Origin of the sequence: Streptomyces sp. Ag82_O1-12 (assembly GCF_900182715.1) — a bacterium.
Lineage (GTDB): Bacteria > Actinomycetota > Actinomycetes > Streptomycetales > Streptomycetaceae > Streptomyces > Streptomyces massasporeus.
Map to the genome: position 1 here is coordinate 653,536 of NZ_FXUW01000001.1, position 21,954 is coordinate 675,489.

Consider the following 21,954-nt stretch of genomic DNA (forward strand, 5'->3'; position numbering starts at 1 on the left):
CACCGCGACACCGCGACAGCGAGTCGATTCCAACGGCGCGGTCCATCTCTCCCTCGCGGGGAGGCGGCCCAGCCGGTCGGTGAGCAAGAGCTCGGACGCGGCGAAGAACTACATGCAGCCACCGCAGGAGGGCAGGCACAGCCTGGGGAATCGGGAGGTGGGTGCGTTAAGCGCGCTGCCCGGCGTCCAGCAGGTCGAGGGCGTTGTTCACTCCCTGATCGAGGAGCTGATCGGACAGCCGGTTGTCGGTCAACGCCCGGGACAGCTGCAGCGTTCCCGCCATCAGGCCGAGGAGACTGAGCGCCTTGACACGAGCGGAGGACGGGTCCTCGGGTGCCATGCGGGCGGCAATGCCGTCGATGAGCACCAGGACGCCGTCGGTGTACGCCTCCTTGGTCGCATCGGCGCAGCGCCCGATCTCGTCGAGCAGAGCAGCGGTGGGGCAGCCCTCGCCAGGACTGTCGCGGTGCTGGGGCGACAGGTACCCGCGCACGATCTGCTCGAGTCCGGCACGGCCGGGCGCGGCCTGGGCGACGACACTCTCGGCCTGCACCTTCAGCTGGTCGGCGATGGCCGTGGCGACGAGGTCGTTCTTGGATTCGAAGTGGGCGTAGAAGGCCCCGTTGGTCAGCCCCGCGTCCTTCATGAGCGTCGAGACGCCGGAGCCGTCGATACCGTCCTGCTTGAACCGGCGCCCCGCCGTCTCGACGATCCGTCGCCTCGTCTCCGACTTGTGCTCTTTTCCGTACCGCGCCACAGCACACGCCCCTTCACCGGCCGCAAGGGCCGGTTGCCCCTCACAGACTTGCCCCAGCCTATGATATTGCGAACGTAATCCAAAGGTTCGTTCAGTGGTGGCGGAGGGCGTCACTCGCCACGTGCGCGCTGCGGACAAGGGCTGTGGTCGGATTTTCATCAGCGAGGTGTACGCCTCCGCACCCGCAGAGCGGGCCGCCACGCTCTGCGCTTCCGGAACCGCTTCCCCGGCCCACAGGCGCCGCTGGTGTTCCATGTCCCGCCGCGCGGCCGAGGACCCTGCTGCAAGGTCACGCCCGAACAGCGCCCACTCGGACAGTGCTCTCGCGGGCTAGATCGAGGCTCTCACAGAGCCTCCGGCGACGCCCTCATGGTGGCCGCACGCCACAGCCCGATACCAGGACGTGCGCATACCCGGCAAATCGGGAGTCACGGCGATGGTTTACCCTTTCGACCGGCCACTCGGCCTCACAGGCGGTGACAGGTTCTCGGACTGCCGGGAGTCATGGCTGAAAATGGTGTGTCGCTGTGTGACAGGTGATGCTTGGTGCTGATGTTACGGATGCGGCGCTTGGTTGTGCCGATCCGGGACTGAACCCGGTCGGCAGTGCATATCTGAGAGGGCGGCGGGGCGTGGAGTTGCTGGACGGGTCGGATCCGGAGACTGTTGGTGGCTATCCACTACTGGCGCGGCTCGGCGAGGGTGGCATGGGGCGGGTCTACCTGTCCCGGACGGTGTCGGGGCGTCCGCTGGCGCTCAAGACGGTGCGCTCCGAGTTCGGACGGGAGCCGGGGTTCGAGGAGCGGTTCGCGCGAGAAATCCGTAACAGCGACCGGGTGCGCTCCCCTTGGACGCCTGCGGTGGTGGACTACAGCCCTCCGGGGCAGCGCCCTCCGTGGCTCGCCACCGAGTACGTGCCGGCGCCGTCCCTGGCGGAGTGGGTGCGACGGTATGGCCCACTGCCGGAGCAGTGCCTCGTAGCACTGGCGGCCGAGCTTTTCGGGGCGCTGGGAGCGGTACACGGGGCGGGACTGGCCCACCGGGATGTCAAGCCGTCCAATGTGCTGTTGGGCCGCCGCAGTCCTCTGCTCATCGATTTCGGGATCGCGCGCGCGAGGGAGGACACACGTCACACGAGGACGGGCGGTGTGATCGGTTCTCCCGGCTATCTGGCGCCGGAGCAGGTGAGTGCCGGGGAATCGGGTGCACCGGGCGACGTCTTCTCGCTGGCTGCGGTACTGGTGTACGCGGCGACGGGACGGGGCCCGTTTTCCAACCCGAAGGACGAGTTCTCGCCCGCGGTGCTGCTCTACCGCATCGTGCATCAGGAGCCGAACCTCGACGGCGTTCCGGCGGCCCTGGTCCCGCTCCTGCGGTCCTGTCTGGCCAAGGACCCCGAGCAGCGGGCCACGCTCGACACCGTCAGCGTGCTGTTGGAACGCATGGGCGGGCGGTGCGGTACCTGGCCGCAGTTGCTGCCCGAAGGGCTGGAGAAAGATCTCGCCGTGCGGGAGGAGGAGGCGCACGCGTTGATCTCCGCAACAGTGCAACCGCCGTCTGTGGCGGCTGTGTCACGTGAGCCCGAAGAAGGCCCGGCTTCCGCCGACGTACAGACCGCCGTCCTGCCGCGTGTCGACGCCGTGCGACGGTGGGTGTCCGGCCGTACCGGCCGGGCGGTCGCCGGAACCATGGCCGTGGCCTTGACGGCCGCGGCGGGCACGTTCCTCGTGTGGCATTTCTCCGACGACGCCTCCGCCGGGACGCCTTCGCCGTCATCCACCGCCACATCGCTTCCCGAGGCCTGGGCAGGTACATGGGTCGGCACCGGGCCGGGCAATCCCACCTCTGACGGCTTCAATGAGCCCCGCACCAACCGGTTCAGCGTCGCTTTGACTCTCCACCCGGCACAACGAGGTGAGCCGGCGGGCAAGCAGGTCAGCAGGGTGACCGAAGTGAACACCAAACGTGAGCTGGGATGCACCGAGACCCTGCGACTGCAGGAGATACGCAAGGACTCGCTGGTCCTCAAGGCAACCACCAGCCACGCCACCGAACAGGGGGCCGAGGTCGCCTGCCCCAGCGGCAGTACCTACGTCGTCACGATGACCGGCCGAGACACCCTGAGCCTGAGTGACAAACGTGACCAGTCCGCCGGGGCGCCGTCCACCCTCACCCGGCGCTGACGGCTGCGCCCGCCGACAAGGCGACGCCGAGCTGTTCTCATCCCGTGCCGGCTTCGCTGAGGGCCGTCGCACTCTGGCGCCTCCGCGCTCGGCACGAACGTACAGCTGCGCCCTCTGAAGGGCGCCGCGTCGAGCCCTGACGGACAATCAGGAGTGGTCGGCAGACAGCCCGAAGCACGACGTCCAGGGGAGTATCCGGGCGACGCGGGAGCGAGGGGCGCAGAGGAAACACCAGGGCGCTGAGCCCGCGCCCCCGCCGCCTCGCACTGCCGCGCGCCGCTCAGTGGGAAGCAGGCCGGGCCCCGGGGCCCGGCCTCGCGCTGACCTGTCCAGGTGCGGTGATCTCGTGTCCTGAGGCGCAGGTCACCGTCGTGCGGACGGGGCTGCCGCAGTCGTGGTGGAGCAGGGAGATCGTGCCGGCGCCGTCCGGGACGATCCAGCGCTCGGCCCAGTCGTTGAGGGCGATCAGGATGGGCAGAAGACTGCGGCCCTTGTCGGTGAGGCGGTACTCGTCGCGTCCGCGCGCACCGGGAGCCCGGTAGCGGGTCTTCTCCAGGATGCCGTCGGTGACGAGGTCCCTCAGGCGGGCGGACAGCACGCTCGGGCTGATGCCGCAATGGCGCTCGAAGTCGTCGAAGCGGCGTGTGCCGTAGAAGGCCTCCCTGATGATCACACCCGTGGTCCGCGGGCTCAGGGACCGCAGGGCGAGATCCAAGTACACCGATGTCACACACCTGGGCACTGCCGGGGCGGTTTCGCCTGCGCGCGGAGATCCCGCCCGTTGGAGCAATCGCGGCGGAGCTACACCCGGCGATTTCACAACCGTTACAGTGATGCCGACCCTGTCCACCGCGCCGGAGCCCACCTTGCCGAACCTGTCCCACCTCGAGGAGATCTTCTCCGACGAGGGTGACGGCGCCGGCGGTTCCGTGCGCTCGCCCGGCTGGCAGAGCGACGTCTCACCCCAGGGACTCACGGTGACATTGATCGCCGACTACACCTTCCCCGGCCGGGCGTGGTTGCCGTCGGCGGCGATCGTGGCATTGCTCGGTGAGTTCCACGTGACCGCGGGCGCCGCCCGTACGACGATCAGCAGGCTGATGCGCCGTGGGGTGCTGGAGCGCAGCCGGCAAGGACGGTACAGCTCCTACCGGCTGACGTCGCAGGCCGCCGTCGACCTGTGGAGCGGCGCCAGTTCGATCGCCACCTTCACCACCCAACCCGACTCATGGGACGGTCGGTGGACACTGATCGCCTTCTCCGTCCCGGAACAGGAGAGCACGCGGCGGCGCGCACTGCGTACCGCGCTGCGCTGGCGCGGATTCGCGCCGCTGTACGACGCGCTCTGGGTGTCGCCGCACCCCCTGACTCCCAAGGGGCGGATCGAGGTGGCCGACCTGGCGCGGGGAGCGGTGACCGTGTTCCGCGCGCGACAGGAGGAACTGGACACGGAGGTCGACCGCAACCCGGTCCAGGCGTGGGACCTGCCCGGCATCGCCGAGCACTACCGGGCTTTCATCGACCGTTGGAGCGGCTTGGTTGCGCACATCAGCGCCGGCCGCGTCACCGGTGCCGACGCGGTGCGCGCACGGACCGAGGTCATGCACGCCTACCGGCACTTCCCCATTCTGGACCCGCTGCTCCCCATCGGGCATCTGCCGCCCGGCTGGCCCCGGTCGCGGGCGCGGGAAGTCTGCGTCGCGGTGTACGACGGTCTGCTTCAGCCGGCCCAGGACCACGTCCGCTCCGTGGTGACCCGATTCGCGCATGGACCGCACCCCGACGTCAGGGCCCATACGATCGCCGGCATGAGTGCGGGTATCGGCCACAGCTGACGGCGGGCCGCCGCGGGTGTGATCGGTCGGGCCTCGAAGACGTCACACCGTGCCTCCTGCGCCTGCGATCTGTCGAATGCGCGTCGAAGACAACAGAGTTGAGCGCCAATGATTGACAGATCCGCACCCGATCGGGAATGTACCTGTTGCAAGACATGTGGGAACGCTCCCAGAGGCGCAGCACACGACGAGCGGAAGGAGAGGCACCCCTGCGCCGTTTCCGCAGAAGCAACACCTCCCGTCAGATAGGTAAGCGGGTGGGCGCGGAGGGGCTACTCCTCGACGAGTCACGGTCCGGCCAGTGTTCAACGGCTCGCCGCGTCTCCTCCGGCAGGGCCACACCACGCCGATGACCACCACGGCCAGGGCCGGAACGTCCCACACCATGCGCGATCCGCCGACCTGACCTCCCCCCCCTCCCCCCCCCAACGACTACTTCCCCACCACCTAGGTCAGTCACCGCAGCGGCACCACCGACGCCTCTTCCTGGCACCTGACCGAGCAGCGCTCCGCCCCCCCACAGCAGGAGTCTTCATGACCATGCAACGGCGTAGTTTCCTGACCCCGAGCGCAGCCGGAGCCGCGGGCACAGGCATGTCCAAGGACGTCTCCGAGGTCATCACCCGGACCCCCGCCCTGAACACGGCCGGGGGCCAGCCGGCCGGACACATCAACACAGCGGTCGGCGTCGGCGTCTCCGGATGCGGTGGAGTCTGTACGGCGACACAGCGGCCCGCGACCGCCCTGGCGCCGACGCCACCTCCAGCACGACCACCTGGGAATCCGCCCTGAGCTGAGGAACCCACGCATGGCCCGGGTGCGCGCGGCTGCCGTGATCGCCGCGCATCCGGGCGGTGCAGGGTGCGGTGGCCGCCCACGAACGGAGGTCAGCCGCTACGCAATCGACTTTGCTCGTTTCCAGGCCGGCGTGGACGCCACCGCCCGAACAGCCGACGGTTCCGGCCGCTCCCATTCGTACAGACAGATCCACTTGAGGGTGCGACGCCCTCGAGGACGCGAGAGAGGAAAGCTCATGGCTTCACTAGCAGGGAAGATCAGAGTCATGTTCCTTGCCGTCCTGTTGGCGGTTGCCGCATCGGTGTACGGTACGGCGCCGCAGGCATCGGCCGATACCGCGGCACAGTCGAGCGCTTCGCAGATCGTGGCCGACATGGGCGCGGGATGGAATCTGGGGAACCAACTCGAAGCCACCACCAACGGATACCCCAGCGAAACAGCGTGGGGCCAGCCGTTGGTGACGCAGGCTCTCATCGACAAGGTGAAGTCGGCAGGGTTCAAGACGATCAGGATCCCGGTCTCCTACCTGGGGTACATAGGGCCCGGCCCGAATTACACGATCAACGCCTCCTGGCTGAACAGAGTCCAAGAAGTCGTCAACTATGCCTACAACAGGGGTCTGCATGTGCTGATCAACATGCACGGCGACGGGTACAAGAGCGTCAACGGCTCCTGGCTGATCTGCGATTCACCTTCCCAGGCGACGATCAAGGCCAAGTACGAGAAGGCTTGGCAGCAGATCGCGAACAGGTTCAAGAACTACGACCAGCGCCTGATCCTGGAGTCCATGAACGAGGAGTTCGACGGGCAGTACGGCCGCCCGACCCAACCGTGCTACTCGAACATCAACAGCTACAACCAGATCTTCGTGGACACCGTGCGGAAAACGGGCGGAAACAACAGTTCGAGGTGGCTGCTCGTGGCCGGCTGGAACACGAACATCGATTACACCGCGGGGAACTACGGCTTCGCGCTTCCGTCCGACCAGTACCGCTCCCCCTCCATTCCGGCAAATGAGCGGCGGATCATGATCTCCGTTCATCACTACGCTCCCTGGGACTTCGCCGGAGAGGAAAACGGCACCATCACGCAGTGGGGCCGAGCAGCGACCAACCCATCAAGGACGTCGACCTGGGGACAGGAGGACTATCTCGACGCGCAGCTCAAGATGATGCGCGATGTGTTCGTCACGAAGGGGTATCCGGTAGTGGTGGGCGAATACGGTGCCATCGACAAGTCATCGTTCGATTCGTCGAACAACAGGTATCGCGCGGACTTCGCACGGGCCGTCGTGGCCACGGCCAAGAAATACGGCGCGGCCAGCGTCTACTGGGACAACGGTGCAACCGATCGGTACGGGTTCGGGCTGTTCAACCGGCGCTCCCTCACGGTCACCCAGCAGGGCATCATCAACGCCATCATGAATGGCGTCAGCGGCAGTGTTGCCGGCTCCGGCCTTGCGTCCGGCACGTAGCAGGACCCGAATCTCGGCGACGAGTACGTACCTCTGCATGCCCTCGTGGGCGCACAGTTGGGCAGGGTGGCGATGCAGCACGGTGTGCCATCTCGTCAACTGCGCGCCGACCAGCCGGAGAAGTCACGCTGCTCCGCATTCGGGGAGCACGTTCGGCAAACGGACGACAGCGCCTTCATTCTGTCGGCTCTTTCTGTTCGAATGTGTGCGGGTGTGAGCCAACGAGAGGTCCCGTGCGCAGCCCCATCCTCGTCGCCGCACTCCTCTTGAAAGGGCACTTGAACTGGGCTGACTCCCGCCGTTCCGGGCAGCTCACGGCCGAGGCACGGCGAGCCCCCGCCCCACAGGGTCACACTTCTTCTTCCATGGATTGGTGAGCAATGGTTGACACCTTCGTGCCCGATCGAGAAGCTGCGCGATGTACCTACCTCTGTGATCGCTCACAGTCCCGCCCCGGAGGAGCGCCCTGGCACGCCATGGCCGCCCCCTTCGACACGTGCCACTCGTAAGCACTCCAGCCTCAGTTGTTGCCACCCCGAGGGAGGCGCATCGGCTGGGATCGCACGCGGCTACACGAACTCCAGGGGCCTGAGCGCCGGTTGCCCCCGCACCCGCCTCGCTCCTGGAGGTCTCTCACTGACCCGCTCTCCGCCCGCGACGTCTCACCCGCGGCCGACGGAAGGAAAAGACCGACCATGTTCCCGCAACCCCCCACACCAGTTGCCGGGCGCATCAGCCGGCGGACCCTGCTCAAGGCCACCACAGCCACCGCCGGAGCGCTCGCCACCGCCGTCGCGTTCGCCGAACTCGAGACTCCCGCCGAGGCCGCGGCGAGCTTCGTCAAGGGCGTCGACATCAGCTGGGCACCTCAGATGGAGGCGCGCGGCTACTCCTGGAAGAACGCCGGCGGGCAGACCCAGGACCTGCTGACCATTCTCAAGGGATACGGCATCACCGCGGTACGCCTGCGTACGTTCGTCAACCCTTCCAGCGACCCGGCCAACGGGCACTGCGGCATCAACGAGGTGGCCGCCTTCGCCAAGCGGGTCAAGGCCGCCGGCATGTCGATCATGCTGGACTACATGTTCGGCGACACCTGGAACTCCGTCGGCGTGCAGAACCCGCCCGCCGCCTGGCGGAACATGGGCTACAGCCAGATGCGCACCGCGATGGGCACGTACGTGAACCAGACCATGACGGTCATGAGGAACAACGACGTGCTCCCCACCTGGGTGCAGATCGGCAACGAGATCAACAGCGGGATCTGCCGCCCGGTCGGCAGCGTCTCCAACGGGGGGCAGATGACCGGGCTGCTCAACGCCGCATACGACCAGGTCAAGGCGGTGTCGCCGAACTCGACGGTGTGCATCCACCTGGCCCAACCGCAGAAGTACGACGTGATGACAACGTTCTTCAGCCGCTTCGCGGCGAGCGGGGGCAAGTGGGACATGTCAGTGTTCTCGTCCTACGGCAGTGCCGACCTCGCGGCCGGGATCGTGGGGAACATGAGGAAGATCTCCGCCGCGTACGGAAAGCCGTTCCTGCAGAGCGAGTTCGGTGGCCGGGTGGACCGGGTCTCCGCCACCCAGGCCTCGCTGGTCGCCTACATCAAGGCCCTCAAGGCCAATGGCGGGCAGGGCATCTTCTACTGGGAGCCGGAGTGCATGTCCCCGTTCACCGGCTACAACATGGGCGCCTGGGACTCCTCCAGCAAGCGGCCCACCGCGATCATGAACGGCTTCACCCAGGCCTGAGCGACCGGCCATGGACCTCAACCCGGGCAACTCTCCGGCCGAGAAGTGGGATTGGTGATTGTAGTGGGCATGACATGGAATCTCGAAGGGCACGGGGTCAGGCTGGGAGCAGTGGGTCTGCTGACCCTTGCGACGCTGGTCGGCACCGGTGCGGCGCATGCCGATGCCGCCACGCGGGCACTGCCGGCCGGTTGTTCCGGCACCGCGCCGATCAAGTGTCACTACGCGGTCTCCCCCGGCACCTACGACGTGACGGTCTCCATCGGTGGTGCCACTGCCGCCGAGACCGACATGTGGGTGGAGGCCCGGCGTCTGATGCTTCCGGCGACGAAGACGGCGGCCGGTGCCGCCGCCACGTACTCGTTCACGGTCAACGTGCGGCAGCCGGAGGGGCAGCCGACCGGCCAGGGCGGCACCGGAAACCCCGGTCTGGACATCCGGTTCGCGGGGACCAACCCGCAGGTGTCGGCCGTCTCCGTGAAACCGGCGGCCCAGCCGCTGGTCGCCTACCTGGCCGGTGACTCGACCGTGTGCGACCAGCCCGTGACCCCGTACACGGGATGGGGCCAGATGATCACGCCGGCGGTGGGTCCCGGAGCTTCCATCGCCAACTACGGGGACTCTGGGGAGAGTTCGGGCAGTTTCCTGAGGAACTCGGCGCTCTTGCCGACGCTGCTGGCGAAGGTCAAGGCACACGACGCGGTCTTCATCCAGTTCGGCCACAACGACAAGCAGACCAGCGCGTCGGCCTTCAGGAGCAACCTCACCTCCATGATCACGCAGGTCCGTGCGAAGGGCGGCGTCCCGGTTCTGGTGACCCCGCCGGTCCGCCGGCAGTTCAACGGCAGCCGGCTCACGGCAACGGCGCTGCATGTCAACGGCGTCGGCGTGAACCTGCCCGCCGAGATGCGCTCGCTCGGCGCGGCGCAGAACGTACCAGTGATCGATCTGACCACCAAGAGCAAGACGCTGGTCGAGTCCCTCGGCCCGTCCGCCTCCGCACAGCTCTTCCTGCGCTCATCCGTCGACGGTGTCACGGACAACACCCACTTCTCGCAGTACGGCGCGAGCCAGATGGGCGGGCTGGTGCTCCAGAGCATCCGCGAGCAGCGCCTGCCCCTGGCCGCGTACCTGCGCTGACCGACGCCCGGCGCCAGTCCCAAGGAGGGACCCGTTGAGGAACTTACGGATTCTCATCACGACCGCGCTCGTGATCGCCTTGTCGAGCCTCGGTCTCAGCGCCGCATCCGCGGCGGACCGCGTCGCCACGAACTGCACCAGTGCCTTCCGCGCCCAGGCACCGGCCGCACGGGCGGTCGCCGCGCCGGTCACCGTGTGGCTGGCCGGCGACTCCACCATGGCCAACCCGAGTTCCGGCCGTTGTCCGGTCGGCTGGGGAAGCCAGTTCGACGCCCTGTTCACCTCCGACGTCACCGTCAAAAACCAGGCCGTGGGCGGCCGCAGCATCCAGACCTGGCTGTACGAAGGGAACGTCAGCAGCACCAAGGGCTCGGACGGCGAATGCCGCCTCACGTCCACCACGTACTCGTCCCGCTGGCAGGCGATGCTGAACGCGAGCACCGGAATGAAGGCGGGCGACTACCTCTTCATCCAGTTCGGCATCAACGACTCCTCCTCGACCTGCCCCCGGCATGTCGGCCCCGCCCGCTACCGGCAGCTGATGACCACGATGGTGCAGGCCGTCCTGGCCCGGGGAGCGCACCCGGTGCTGCTCACCCCGGTGGCGGCCATCACCTGTTCCGGCGGCGCCGCGACGAAGAACCGCGGCTTCGTGAACGAGACCTTCGCCGTCGGATCCGCCACCAGGGCGCCGGTCGTCGACCTGCAGTCGCTGAGCGTCTCGCTCTACAACAGCCTGCGCTTCTGCCCGAACAACGGCGACTACGGGGGCAGCGGTCCCCTGGGCACCTTCTTCTGCAACGACCACACCCACTTCGAGACGTACGGCGCCCAGCGGATCGCCGGGCTCGTCGCCGGAGACGTGCGCCGCCAGAACCTCCCGCTCGCCGCGTATCTCAGGTAGCACGCGGCGGTGGGCGCGAACCGGTGTGGTGACAGGAGGCGAAGTCGGTTCGGCCCCCGCCCGAGCGATCAGGGAGTGGGCCGCTCACTCGGAAGGTGGTACACGCGTCCATGGCAGTGTCACGAAGGCGGTCCGCTCGGGAGATGACGCCGTGAGAACCGCGAAGTTCGGCACCCCTGCCCTTCTGCTCTCGCTGGTCATGGCGAGTTCCGTCGCCATGACCCCCGGCTCGGCGTCCACGAGCGCCGCGGCGGCCGGAAACACCTACTACGTCGCCCCGAACGGGAACGACGGAGCTGCAGGTTCGCAGGCCGCTCCGTGGGCATCGATCGCCCGTGCACAAGCCGTCGTCAAGGCGGGCGACACGGTCTACTTCCGGGGCGGCACCTACGCCTACACCCGCGCGAACAGCGCCTGTTCGAGCCAGACCGCCAAGGTCGACGCGATCGCCCTCAACAAGAGCGGCAGCTCGGGCAACCCCATCCGGTACTGGGCCCAGCCGGGCGAGAAGCCGGTCTTCGACTTCTCGCGGATGACGGACAACTGCCGTATCAAAGGCTTCAACGTCACCGGCAGCTGGATCCACCTCAAAGGACTGGAAGTCAAGGGCGTTCCCCAGAACAACAACCGCAACGCCGAGTCCTGGGGAATCTGGGTTTCCGGCAGCAATGATGTCTTCGAGCAGATCAACACCCACCACCACATGGGTACCGGCCTGTTCATCAACGGCGGGGGCGGCAATCTCGTCCTCAACTCGGACGCGCACGACAACTACGACCCGCGCAGCGTCGACGGACCCGGCGAGAACGCCGACGGGTTCGGTTCGCACTACACGCCGGCCGGCCGGCCCGCGAACGTGTTCAGGGGTTGCCGATCGTGGTGGAACGCCGATGACGGGTTCGACCTCATCTCCACCTACTCGCCCGTGATCATCGAGAACTCGTGGGCCTGGCGCAACGGGTACGTGCCGGGGACGACGACGCCCTCCGGCAACGGAGCCGGCTTCAAGTCCGGTGGCTACGGGGGCGACTACCAGGCCAACGCACCGAAGCACACCGTCAGCTCCTCGGTGGCATTCCTCAACAAGGCGGCCGGCTTCTACGCCAACCACCACCCGGTGGCCAACGACTACTTCAACAACACCGGCTACGGAAACCACCCCAACTTCAACATGCTGGGAATCGACTCACGCGGCGCCGCCGTCGGCCGGGGCAACCTGCGTAACAACATCGCCTACACCGGAACGGCGATGTCGAACATGAGCGGCACGAACGCCGCGTACAACTCCTGGAACCTCGGCGTCGCCCTGTCGGACTCCCAGTTCCGCAGTGTCTCGACGTCCGGCTGGGACGCGCCCCGCCAGGGCGACGGGGACCTGCCCGTGCTGCCCCACCTCCGTCTCGCGGCGAACAGTGCCCTGATCGACAAGGGCACCGCCGTGGGACTGCCCTTCAACGGAAGTGCGCCGGATCTCGGCGCCTTTGAGAGTGACGGAAGGTGACGTCTTGAGGCAACGATCGCGTGTCGTCTCGAAGTTCTGGAAGTTGGCCGCCGCCGCCCTGTTGTCCGTGGCGTTGGCGGCGCCGCTCTCGGCGAGCACCGCCGCGGCGGAGACATCCGCGCCGCAGAGACAGGCAACGGAGCTCCAGGACCAGGGGGCGGCTGCTGGACCGGTGGTGGATCGCGGCCTTGAGTCCCTGGTGTCCGACTACCAGACGCGCACTCCGACGAAATACACGGCTGACTCCTGGAAGCCCTTCGCCAAGGCGTTGACCGCCGCGGCCGAGGTGGCCGGCGACACTTCGGCCACCACGTCGGACGTCGCCGACGCGAAGACGGCACTGATGACCGCCGCCGCCGATCTGAAGGCCGCTGACGAGGGCACGTTCCAGACCATCACGAACAACACCTTCTGGAACGACACCAGCGGCAACCCCATCTACTCGCAGGGCGGCGGGGTCTTCAAGTTCGGCGACACCTACTACTGGTACGGCGTGCACTACACCGGCGCCGAGCTCTACCGGGCCAACGCGACGAGGAAGTACGACGGGAACGTCAGCTTCGTCTCGATCCCCGTGTACTCGTCCAAGGACCTGGTGAACTGGAAGTTCGAGAACCGCGTCGCGACGCGCTCCACCGGCGTGGGCAGCGGCGCCAACCTGAGTGGTGCCGGCTGGGTCGGGCGGCTCGGCGTTTCGTACAACGAGAACACCGGCAAGTACGTGCTCGCCGTGCAGATGTGGCACACGGGCAGGGGCGGCCACGGCGTTCTGCTGCTGCAGGGCGACTCACCCACCGACACCTTCGACTACGGCTACTTCCAGACCCAGATCACCAACTCGCCCACGACCGGCACCGGGGATCAGACCGTCTTCGCCGACGACAACGGCAAGGACTACTTGATCTTCTCCAACCGCGAAGGGCGGTCGCGCGGCTTCGTGGCCAAGTTCCGGGAGTCCGACTCGCTGCGGATCGAGCCAGCCGTGCAGATCCGCAGCGGCGCCGGTCGCGAGGGCAACGCCATGTTCAAACTCGACGGCAAGTACTACCACGCGGCGTCGGACCTGCACGGCTGGAACACCTCGGTCAACTACGTCAATGAGTCGACCAGCAGCAACGTCCAGGGCTCTTACAGCAGCGAGTACGTTCTTGCCGGCACCGAGATGGACTACAGCCACGTGACCCAGACCGGGTTCTTCGTGACGGTCAAGGGCACCAAGCAGAACACGGTGATCTACGCCGGCGACCGCTGGGCCGACTTCGCCTGGAACGGCATCGGGTACAACCAGTGGGTGCCGATAACCAAGACCGGTGCGAGGCCGCAGTTCCACTCGGTGAGCCAGTGGCAGTTCAACGCCACGACCGGAGAGTGGCGCGTCGGGCCGGCCAACAACTACATCCTCAACCCCGACATCCAGGCCGACCGCGTCATCGTCTCCAGCGTACGGGGATGGCGGAACCTCGGCGGTTCGGTGACCAACGTCAACGGTGGTGTGAACGGGTCTCGCTTCGCCCTCCAGGTGAGCAACAGCGGCGGCGTCGAGCAGCGGGTCGAGTCGGTGCCCGCAGGCACCTACGCCCTGGCCCTGCACACTCGGGGTAGCGCCGGACAGGTCGTGATCACCGGCGCCGACGGCAGCCAACGCACCCTCGCCATCCCGTCGTCGAGCGGCTGGACCAAGCGCGAGCTCACCGGCATAGCGCTGCCCGGCGGGGCCGCCACCGTCACCGTGCGGGCGTCGGGCTCGGGCGGCGTCACCGTCGACCAGCTCTCACTGGTCAAGACCTCTGCCGACGCGCCATCGGGACAGCGTTACGAGGCAGAGACCGCACCGGCGGTGTGCCAGGGCACGATCGACTCGAACCAAGCGGGCTATTCCGGTGCCGGGTTCTGCAACGGCACTGCCGCCGCAGGGGCCTACGCACAGTTCACGGTGACCCCGGCGACCGCTGGTACGGCGACGGTGGCGGTCCGGTTCGCCAACGGCTTCAGCAGCGGTGCGCGGCCGGCGAACCTGATCGTCAACGGATCCACGGTGGGGACCGTCTCGTTCGAATCCACCGGTGCGTGGACGACGTGGACGACCAAGACCGTGACGGTCCCGCTGAACGCCGGCAGCAACACCATCCGGTTGGATCCGACCACGGCAGCCGGACTGCCCAACGTCGACTACCTCGATGTCGGTGCCGCGGCCGGCTGACATCCCGTGCTCTGCCGGTCTCCTCGACCGGCAGAGCGTACAGAGCAGCCCATGCCGCACGTACGTCACCTCGTCAGGAGAAGGACATGAGCAGCAAGCGTCTGCCCCGCGCCATCGCGGTCACGACGACGTTGGTCACCATGGTGTCCGCGAATCTACTCATGGTGCCCACGCCGGCCCACGCGACCTTCGGAACCGCGGACATCAAGCCGATCGAAAGCAATATCGCTGCCAAGCCCTGGGCCGCGGCGACGGCCGCCACCGCCTCGTCGAACGCCCGTCTCGCCGTCGACGGCGACCCGGCGACGTCCTGGCGCCCGGATCGTGCCGGCGCCCGTCAGTGGCTCACCGTCGACCTCGGTGGAACCTACGACAACCTGCGCAAGGTGAAGGTGCTCTTCCCGGATCGTGGCGTGGCCCACCGGTACGTCGTCGAGGCTTCATCCGACGGCCGCCGGTGGAAGACCATCGCCGACAGCTCCCACAACCGAGCCGTGTCGCGAGGGGAGGTGCACCTGTTCACCCGGCCGGCAACGCGCTTCGTCCGGCTGACCTTCACAGGTGGGCCCGGCCGTGCCCGGGCAGGTGTCAGCGAGCTCCAGGTCTTCAACTACCTGCGCGACGACCTCACCCTCGGCGCCGATCTGTCCTGGATGGACGACGTCCAGGACCAGCAGTACTGGGTCGACCCCCTGGCCGAAGACCGCGGCGCCGGGCCACACCTGCTCGACGTGGCCAAGGATCGTGGCATGCAGCACACCCGGCTGCGGATATGGAACGAGCCGCGCAGCGAAAGCACCGGCCAACCGACCCCGATCCCGCGCCAGGGCCCGGAGCGCTCGCTGGTCTCAGCCAAGTCGATCAAGCAGCGGGGCATGGGTCTGGGAATCGACTTCCACTACGCGGACTCATGGGCGGACCCGAGCAAGCAACCAAAACCACGCGCCTGGGCCGAGCTGAAATTCGCCGACCTGTCCCATGCCGTGTACGACTACACCGCCGACTATCTGAAGCGGTTGATCCGGCAGGGCACCACGCCGGAGAAGGTGGCCGTCGGCAACGAGATCATCAACGGCTTCATGTACGGCAGCGAGGCGGCCCACATCGGCACACGAACCCGCCGTACTTCGTCGACCAGGCCGATGTGTATCAGTCCCAGCCCGGCGGTGGCCTGCTGTGGAAGTACTGGCGGTCGACCGACCCCTCGGAGCGGCAGCTCTACGACCAGTCGTGGGACCGGTTCACCACCCTGGCCGCGGCCGGGATCAAGGCCGTCCGCGACGCGTCACCGACATCCAAGGTCGAGATACACGTGATCGTCGACAAGGACAAGCTCGCCAAAACCATGGAGTTCTGGAACCAGTTCCTCACTCGGGTGAAGGCGAAGGGCCAGAACCCCGATGTGCTGGCCATCTCGTACTACCCGGAATGGCACGGTACGCCCGAGGCGCTGGATCTCAACCTCAACACCATGGCCACCACCCACCCCGGCTACGAAATCGACATCGCCGAAACCGCCTACCCCGCGTCGGGCGGCGATGGCTCGCCGTTGCCCAACTCGCCGTACCCGCGCACCGTTCAGGGGCAGGCGGACGCGATCCGGAGGGTCTTCCAGGCCGCCAACGACGTGGTCGACAACCGAGGTTCAGGTGTCCTGGTGTGGGAGCCGGCCGGCTACCAGCCCATGTTCCGGGCCGTGCCCGGACTGGCGAATACCTGGGAGCCGCACGCGTCCATCAACGTCTTCAACGCCGGCCGCGCCAAGCACATCCTCCAGGACACCGTCCACACCGCCACCGTGGTGGGAGCCGCCCCGAAGCTGCCCTCCTCACTCCACATGCTCACCACCGCGAACAACAAGATCATCACTGTCCCCGTCCGCTGGCAGCCGTTGCCACCTGGCGCGACCGACAAGCCGGGTGAGGTGACAGTCACCGGGACGACCGGCACAGGACCGGTCACGGCGGTCATCGACGTCATGCCCAGCCTCGGCGAACACGACGTGACCACCTCATAGCCTGCCTGGGAGAACCAGGCCGTGTTCGACCGGAACGGCCACACTCTCCCCGACATCCGGTGCGCCCGACCAACCGCACGCCGCTCCTGTCGCCCCTCGCGGATGACAGGAGCACCCACACCCGCTGTTGCGCCCTGCGCCCCGTCCGCCCGTCGGCCTCTGTCGCCGACGGGACGCACTCCGACAACGGGACCAGTCGAACGCCAAACCCCCCGCCCATCCCCGCACCCAAGGAGTCACCATGACCTTGCGACGACGGACCTTCCTCAGCATGAGCGCGGCCGGAGCGACGGGCGTGGGCCTGTCCCTGCTCGGCGCAGGGCAGGCACCGGCCGCCGCCGGGCCACTGGACACCGCGCCGACCACGCCGTTCGCGGTCGGCGTGCGCCGGTACAACTGGACCCGCGGCAGCCGCCCGTGCACCACCTACGTCTACTACCCGGCCACCGGCACCGCCGGCGGCAACCCGGTGACGGACGCCCCGGTCGCGGGCGGGGTCTTCCCCGTCTACAACATGACCCACGGCTACGGAAGCAGCCCGCAGAACTCCCTGTTCATCATCCGGGCCCTGGCCTCGGCGGGCTTCATCGTCCCCGCCCCGCACTTCAACCACAACTTCAGCGACGTCAACAACGGCAACACCTCCAAGGACGTCTCGCAGATCCTCACCAACACCCTCGCGCTCAACGCGAGCGGACCGCTGGCCGGGCACATCAACACCCGCATCGGCGTCGGCGTCTCGGGCCACTCCCTGGGCGGCATGGTCACCCACGGTCTGCTGACCTCCTGGCCCGACAGCCGGATCATCTCCGCCAACCCCCAGTCCTGCGTGGACATGGGCAACCCGTCCAGCTCGGTCTCGGCCAAGGTCCTGTTCGTCCACGGCGACCGGGACTCGACCACGCAGTACTCCTCGGCCCGGCAGGCGTACGCGGAGATCACCTGGCCCAAGGCGTTCCTCACCTTCGTCGGCGGCAGCCACACCAGTTTCTGGAGCGACCAGCGCTTCCCGAGGACCGTCGTCGACTGGGCCCGCTGGACCATGTACGGCGACACCGCTGCCCGGGACCGCCTCCCGGCTGACGCGTCCGGGTCCAACACCCGGTGGGAAGCCCAGCTGGGCGACTCGCCCGGCGGCCCGGGCCTCTACACCCTGCTGGCCCAGCACAGCGGCAAGGCCGCCGAGATCAACGCGGCCTCCACCGCCGCCGGCGCACAGCTCGTCCAGCGGACCACCAGCAGTCGCCCCAACCAGCACTTCGAGTTCGTCGACGCCGGTAACGGCCACGTCCGCGTCAAGGCACTGCACAGTGGTCTGTTCCTCCAGCCCACGGGCACAGCGACCGGCGCGGACGTCGTCCAACAGGCCGACACCGGTGCCACCAGTCAGCAGTGGCGCGTGGTCGACCACGGCGGTGGCGTGATCAGCCTCGTGAACCGGGAGTCCGGTCTGGCGATGGATGTCTGGGAGTACTCGACCGCCGACGGCGCCCGCATCGCCCAGTACACCTACAGCGGCAACCCCAACCAGCGCTTCACCCGCCGCCGGGTCTGACCGGGACCTGTCGATGGGCGCCGTTCGGGCAGCAGGGCCGGGCGGTGCCCGCGGCATGGGCGCCGACAGCCCTGGGCGAAATGACGATGCTGCCCACGCCATGGCGGCGACGAGGCCCCGGCGGCATACGCCGTATCGCAGGAGGCGCCGACCGGGGCCGGCTGACCGTCCGTCCCCGGACAACAGGGCGGGGCGGGGCGGATCCGGAGATCCAGCCGTGCCCCGCCCAGGCTCACCGCGTCAGGGTCACACGCTCCATGATTCCCTACCGCCGCAGCAGCGCTCGCCCGCGTGGTCCACGACCATCAGGGTCGCGCCGCCCCACTCACCGCCGATGGCGATGCCCTGCACCACGCGCAGGGTGATCAGCAGGACCGGGGCCCAGACACCGGCGTTGCCGTATGTGGGCAGCACGCCGATGAGGAAGTCGGCACCGCCCATCGGGCCCATCGTGAGCAGCAGCATGTTCTTGCGGCCGAGGCGGTCGCCGAAGTGGCCGAAGTGGCCGAAGTGGCCGAAGTGGCCGAAGACGATGCCGCCGATCGGGCGGGCCACGTATCCGGCGGCGAAGGTGCCGAACGCGGCGATCGTGCCCACGGCGGGGTCGCCGGGGAAGAACAGTTCACCGAACAGGAGTGCGGCGACCGTGCCGTAGACGAGGAAGTCGTAGAACTCGACGGCGGTGCCGAGCATGCCGGAGAGGGCGACCCGGCGGAGTTGGAGGGTGCGTTCTGACGCGGTGGGGGCCGGAGGAATCGCGCTCTCCCTTGAGCGGGGGAAGGACACCAGGAACTTAGGCTGTCTGATGACTGCAGTCAAGAATGTGCACAACATTAGCGAGGGTATGCGGGGAGCACGTGATGCGCGCCACTGGAACTCACCGATCTCCAGCGACAGTTACGAGCGTGACCACAGATGTGCGCACCCGGATACGCGCCAGGGGTCCGGACGCCCTTCGCGGAGCTCTACGACGAGTGCGCCCGCTCGGTGCGCGACCACGCCTTTCCAGCTGACCGACGCCGGTTCGCTGCGGCCCTGGCTGCTCGGCGTCGCCATGAACGTCTCGCTCCCACGAGCGCGGCAGCCGGCGGTACCGGGCAGCCGCGGACGCGGCGGCCGGGACGGGTGTCGCGAAGGCCGCCGACCACGCGGAGGAGATCGCCGGGCGGCTGGAGGACCGGCGCCGGACCGTAATCCGGCGGTGCGAGATCGAGACTGGAGAGCGGAACGTTGTCGCAGCCCTTCTGACCAGCGCCGCCGAGTGACCCGGTGTGGTCGAGGCCGCCGTTGAGTCTGCCGCTCGCGTCGACGGCGGCCGCGGTCCCGGTAGACCGAGCATGAATGCACCAAGGCCAGAGGGTCAGGTGAACGGCCGAGCCCTCCATCTACATGGCCGACGGCGCCGTGAAGCGGGAGATGTTGCAGCCGTTCTTCGACTACGACGAGGACGGCTGCTACCCACGTTGCGTGAAGGGGCAGCCGCTGGAAGCGCCTCGATGGCCAGTGGCCTGCCGGGACTTTCCGGTTCCGCTGCTCGCGGGCCCGGGGGCAGAGAAGGCGTGAGATCCACCGCTGCGTGAGCGCCGGCCCGGCCGGCAGCGACCGCAGACGAGCAGGGAAACCCGACGAGCTTGCGTGACGCCGCGCCTGACGTCCCATGAGGAGAAGCGCTTCGACGCGCACCCTTTCGAACTCGATTGAGCTTTCATGCGGATCAGTCCGTTCTCTCCGTCGTCAGGCTGCGCTAGGCTCCCGCAACGCATCGAAGCGCTTCGACGATGACGCGTTCGACATGGGGAAGGACTTTCGACTCAATGGAGAGTTCTATGCCGAGTTCAACCGGTTTCACTCGTCGCCAGGTCATGACGACCTCCGCGGCCCTCGCCGCCACGGCGTTGTCCACCCCGACGGCCGCCCAGGCCGCTGCCCGGTCCACTGCTTCCGCCGCGTCGGCGTCCGCGCTGGACGTAGTCGCGAACATGCAGCCCGGCTGGAATCTGGGCAACAGCTTCGAGGCCATCGGCGCCGACGAGACGGCGTGGGGCAACCCGCGGGTGACCCAGGCGTTTTTCCGCAGGCTGAAGGCGCAGGGCTTCAGAAGCATCCGGATCCCGGTGACCTGGGGCCAGCACGAGGGCCCGGCTCCGACCTATACCCTCGACCCGGTGTTCCTGGCCAGGATCAAGCAGGTGGTCGACTGGGCCTTGGCCGACGGCTTTTACGTTCTGATCAACATGCACGGCGACGCGTGGCAGTGGGTGCCGAACATGCCGACCCGGCATGACGCGGTCCTGGCCCAGTACACGGCCACCTGGCAGCAGATCGCGGCCACCTTCCGGGACGAGCCGCGCCGACTGCTTTTCGAGAGCATCAACGAGCCCTTCTTCACCGGCAGCTCCGGCGATCAGCAGAACGCCGTTCTGATGAACGAGCTCAACACGACATTCCACTCCGTCGTGCGCGCGACCGGCGGAGGCAATGCCGACCGCCTGCTCGTCATGCCGACCCTCGGGGACACCCCGGATCAGCCCAAGATCGACACCCTGCTCGCCACCTTCTCCGCGCTCGACGACCCCAACCTCGTGGCCTCGATCCACTACTACAGCTTCTGGCCCTTCAGCGTGAACCTCGCCGGCTACACGACCTTCAACGCGACCACCCAGCAGGACCTGACCGACACGTTCGACCTGCTGCACAGGGCCTTCGTGGCCAAGGGGATCCCGGTCGTCGTCGGTGAGTACGGGCTGCTCGGCTGGGACTCCGGCCCCGGCACGGTCGAACAGGGCGAGACGCTCAAGTACCTCGAGTATCTCGGCTACTACGCGCGCCACCGGGGCTTGACCACGATGCTGTGGGACAACGGCAGTCGCTTCAACCGCCGCACCCTGCTATGGAACGACCCGAGCCTCTATGCGCAGATACGGTCCAGCTGGACAAGGCGCTCCGGCACCGCGTCCACCGATCAGCTCTTCGTTCCCAAGGGCAGGACCCAAACGGACGCGACGATCACGCTGAACCTCAACGGCACCAGGCTGCTGAGGATCGATGTCGGTACCCGCCCCCTGATCCGGGGCGTGGACTACACCGTCAGCGGCAACACGCTGACGATCGCAGCGGCGACGCTCAGCCGGCTGACCGCGTCGCAGGAGTACGGCACGAATGCCGTCCTGTCCCTCCGGTTCACCGACGGAATACCTTGGACCGTCAACGTCATCACCTATGACAAGCCGGTCCTGACGAGCGCGACGGGTACGACAGCCTCGCTGGTGATACCCACCGCGTTCAACGGCGACAAGTTGGCGACCATGGAAGCCGTTTACGCCGACGGCACCGCCGCCGGTCCGCAGTCCTGGACGACGTACCAGCAGTTCAATGTGGCCTTCACACCGGACTACACCGCAGGCACGATCACCTTGCCGACCGCGTTCTTCGACGGTGTCACCGACAACACCACCGTGACCCTCACCTTCCACTTCTGGAGCGGGGCGATCTTGACGTACACGCTGACCAGGTCCGGCACCGCGGTCACGGGCACCTCTGCCTGAAAAACGGGTCCACCAGGAATGCGGCGATATCACGTGGTGAGTTCGGCACGTCTCTTGTAGCAGTCAGGCCGGCGGCGAGGCCAAGGAAGACGAGGAGGTGGCTGCCTTTTCGGTGCCCGCCTCGGACTGCGCGTTGCCGAACCTCCTGCCGCCCAGAGGCGGACAGCCGCTCCACCTCCGCGTGCGGGAGCCTGCGCAGCGAGTCCCGCTCGGTGGCCTTTTCCCGGAAGTCGGCGGCCAGTTCGGCGGCGACGGCGGGGGCCTCGTCGTCGCCGCCGATCACGGTCACTG

At 67.7% G+C, this 21,954-nt stretch carries 15 protein-coding genes and 1 pseudogene; 12 read left to right on the plus strand and 4 right to left on the minus strand.

Translation table 11 applies throughout. The features are described 5' to 3' along the window. Positions 1–166: 166 nt before the first annotated feature. A complete protein-coding gene (locus QOL88_RS03110; protein WP_097214963.1) occupies positions 167–757 on the minus strand; it encodes a TetR/AcrR family transcriptional regulator in 591 nt (196 codons plus the stop codon). Between the two features lie 632 nt (positions 758–1,389). Between QOL88_RS03110 and QOL88_RS03115 the strand changes: the two genes are divergently transcribed. Beyond that, positions 1,390–2,940: a serine/threonine-protein kinase gene (locus QOL88_RS03115; protein ID WP_179878752.1), complete on the plus strand. Its 1,551-nt coding sequence runs from the start codon at positions 1,390–1,392 to the stop codon at positions 2,938–2,940. Positions 2,941–3,220: 280 nt separating this feature from the next. On the opposite strand, the gene QOL88_RS03120 is transcribed toward QOL88_RS03115, so the two are convergent. Further along, entirely contained in the window at positions 3,221–3,661 is a 441-nt protein-coding gene (locus QOL88_RS03120; protein ID WP_257027448.1) for a winged helix-turn-helix transcriptional regulator, read from the minus strand. Positions 3,662–3,773: 112 nt separating this feature from the next. Between QOL88_RS03120 and QOL88_RS03125 the strand changes: the two genes are divergently transcribed. The 10 genes from QOL88_RS03125 (at position 3,774) to QOL88_RS03175 (ending at position 18,118) form a co-directional block, all read left to right on the plus strand. Further along, positions 3,774–4,775, plus strand: a complete 1,002-nt coding sequence (locus QOL88_RS03125) for a PaaX family transcriptional regulator (RefSeq protein ID WP_097214966.1) — start codon at positions 3,774–3,776, stop codon at positions 4,773–4,775. An 808-nt stretch (positions 4,776–5,583) separates the two neighbouring features. Next, entirely contained in the window at positions 5,584–7,047 is a 1,464-nt protein-coding gene (locus tag QOL88_RS03130; RefSeq protein ID WP_257027449.1) for a glycoside hydrolase family 5 protein, read from the plus strand. Between the two features lie 695 nt (positions 7,048–7,742). Next, positions 7,743–8,801 carry a glycosyl hydrolase 53 family protein gene (locus QOL88_RS03135; RefSeq protein WP_097214968.1) on the plus strand — a complete coding sequence of 353 codons (1,059 nt, stop codon included), beginning with the start codon at positions 7,743–7,745 and terminating at the stop codon, positions 8,799–8,801. A 69-nt stretch (positions 8,802–8,870) separates the two neighbouring features. Beyond that, complete coding sequence (locus tag QOL88_RS03140; protein WP_257027450.1) at positions 8,871–9,941, plus strand: rhamnogalacturonan acetylesterase; 1,071 nt, start codon at positions 8,871–8,873, stop codon at positions 9,939–9,941. A 34-nt stretch (positions 9,942–9,975) separates the two neighbouring features. Next, positions 9,976–10,845 carry a GDSL-type esterase/lipase family protein gene (locus QOL88_RS03145; RefSeq protein ID WP_097214970.1) on the plus strand — a complete coding sequence of 290 codons (870 nt, stop codon included), beginning with the start codon at positions 9,976–9,978 and terminating at the stop codon, positions 10,843–10,845. 151 nt (positions 10,846–10,996) lie between these two features. Continuing rightward, a complete protein-coding gene (locus tag QOL88_RS03150) occupies positions 10,997–12,346 on the plus strand; it encodes a right-handed parallel beta-helix repeat-containing protein (protein ID WP_097214971.1) in 1,350 nt (449 codons plus the stop codon). Positions 12,347–12,350: 4 nt separating this feature from the next. After that, entirely contained in the window at positions 12,351–14,546 is a 2,196-nt protein-coding gene (locus QOL88_RS38765) for a family 43 glycosylhydrolase (protein WP_373559268.1), read from the plus strand. Between the two features lie 86 nt (positions 14,547–14,632). Next, positions 14,633–15,862 carry a glycosyl hydrolase 53 family protein gene (locus tag QOL88_RS03165; protein ID WP_097214973.1) on the plus strand — a complete coding sequence of 410 codons (1,230 nt, stop codon included), beginning with the start codon at positions 14,633–14,635 and terminating at the stop codon, positions 15,860–15,862. Then, positions 15,811–16,563, plus strand: a complete 753-nt coding sequence (locus QOL88_RS03170) for a glycosyl hydrolase 53 family protein (RefSeq protein ID WP_257028029.1) — start codon at positions 15,811–15,813, stop codon at positions 16,561–16,563. Before QOL88_RS03165 ends, QOL88_RS03170 begins: the two co-directional genes overlap by 52 nt. A 241-nt stretch (positions 16,564–16,804) precedes the next feature. Then, the gene (locus QOL88_RS03175) at positions 16,805–18,118 is read left to right on the plus strand and encodes an RICIN domain-containing protein (protein ID WP_097214975.1); all 1,314 of its coding nucleotides are present in this window, start codon (positions 16,805–16,807) and stop codon (positions 18,116–18,118) included. Between the two features lie 279 nt (positions 18,119–18,397). Here QOL88_RS03175 and QOL88_RS03180 read toward each other — a convergent pair. Then, positions 18,398–18,874, minus strand: a pseudogene (locus QOL88_RS03180) (MFS transporter); the annotation flags it as partial. Positions 18,875–19,980: 1,106 nt separating this feature from the next. On the opposite strand from QOL88_RS03180, the gene QOL88_RS03190 reads away from it, so the two are divergent. After that, the gene (locus QOL88_RS03190; protein ID WP_283445873.1) at positions 19,981–21,663 is read left to right on the plus strand and encodes a cellulase family glycosylhydrolase; all 1,683 of its coding nucleotides are present in this window, start codon (positions 19,981–19,983) and stop codon (positions 21,661–21,663) included. Here the strand turns inward: QOL88_RS03190 and QOL88_RS38570 are convergent. Next, complete coding sequence (locus QOL88_RS38570; RefSeq protein ID WP_306456167.1) at positions 21,644–21,952, minus strand: hypothetical protein; 309 nt, start codon at positions 21,950–21,952, stop codon at positions 21,644–21,646. The two genes, QOL88_RS03190 and QOL88_RS38570, sit on opposite strands and share 20 nt — an antisense overlap. Between the last annotated feature and the right edge of the window lie 2 nt (positions 21,953–21,954).

Bases quoted from the DNA above. Each gene is read 5' to 3' on its own strand.
- QOL88_RS03130 (WP_257027449.1), top strand. From the start codon at position 5,584: ATGGCCCGGGTGCGCGCGGCTGCCGTGATCGCCGCGCATCCGGGCGGT.
- QOL88_RS03165 (WP_097214973.1), top strand. From the start codon at position 14,633: ATGAGCAGCAAGCGTCTGCCCCGCGCCATCGCGGTCACGACGACGTTG.
- QOL88_RS03190 (WP_283445873.1), top strand. From the start codon at position 19,981: ATGACGACCTCCGCGGCCCTCGCCGCCACGGCGTTGTCCACCCCGACG.
- QOL88_RS03125 (WP_097214966.1), top strand. From the start codon at position 3,774: ATGCCGACCCTGTCCACCGCGCCGGAGCCCACCTTGCCGAACCTGTCC.
- QOL88_RS03140 (WP_257027450.1), top strand. From the start codon at position 8,871: ATGACATGGAATCTCGAAGGGCACGGGGTCAGGCTGGGAGCAGTGGGT.
- QOL88_RS03135 (WP_097214968.1), top strand. From the start codon at position 7,743: ATGTTCCCGCAACCCCCCACACCAGTTGCCGGGCGCATCAGCCGGCGG.
- QOL88_RS03175 (WP_097214975.1), top strand. From the start codon at position 16,805: ATGACCTTGCGACGACGGACCTTCCTCAGCATGAGCGCGGCCGGAGCG.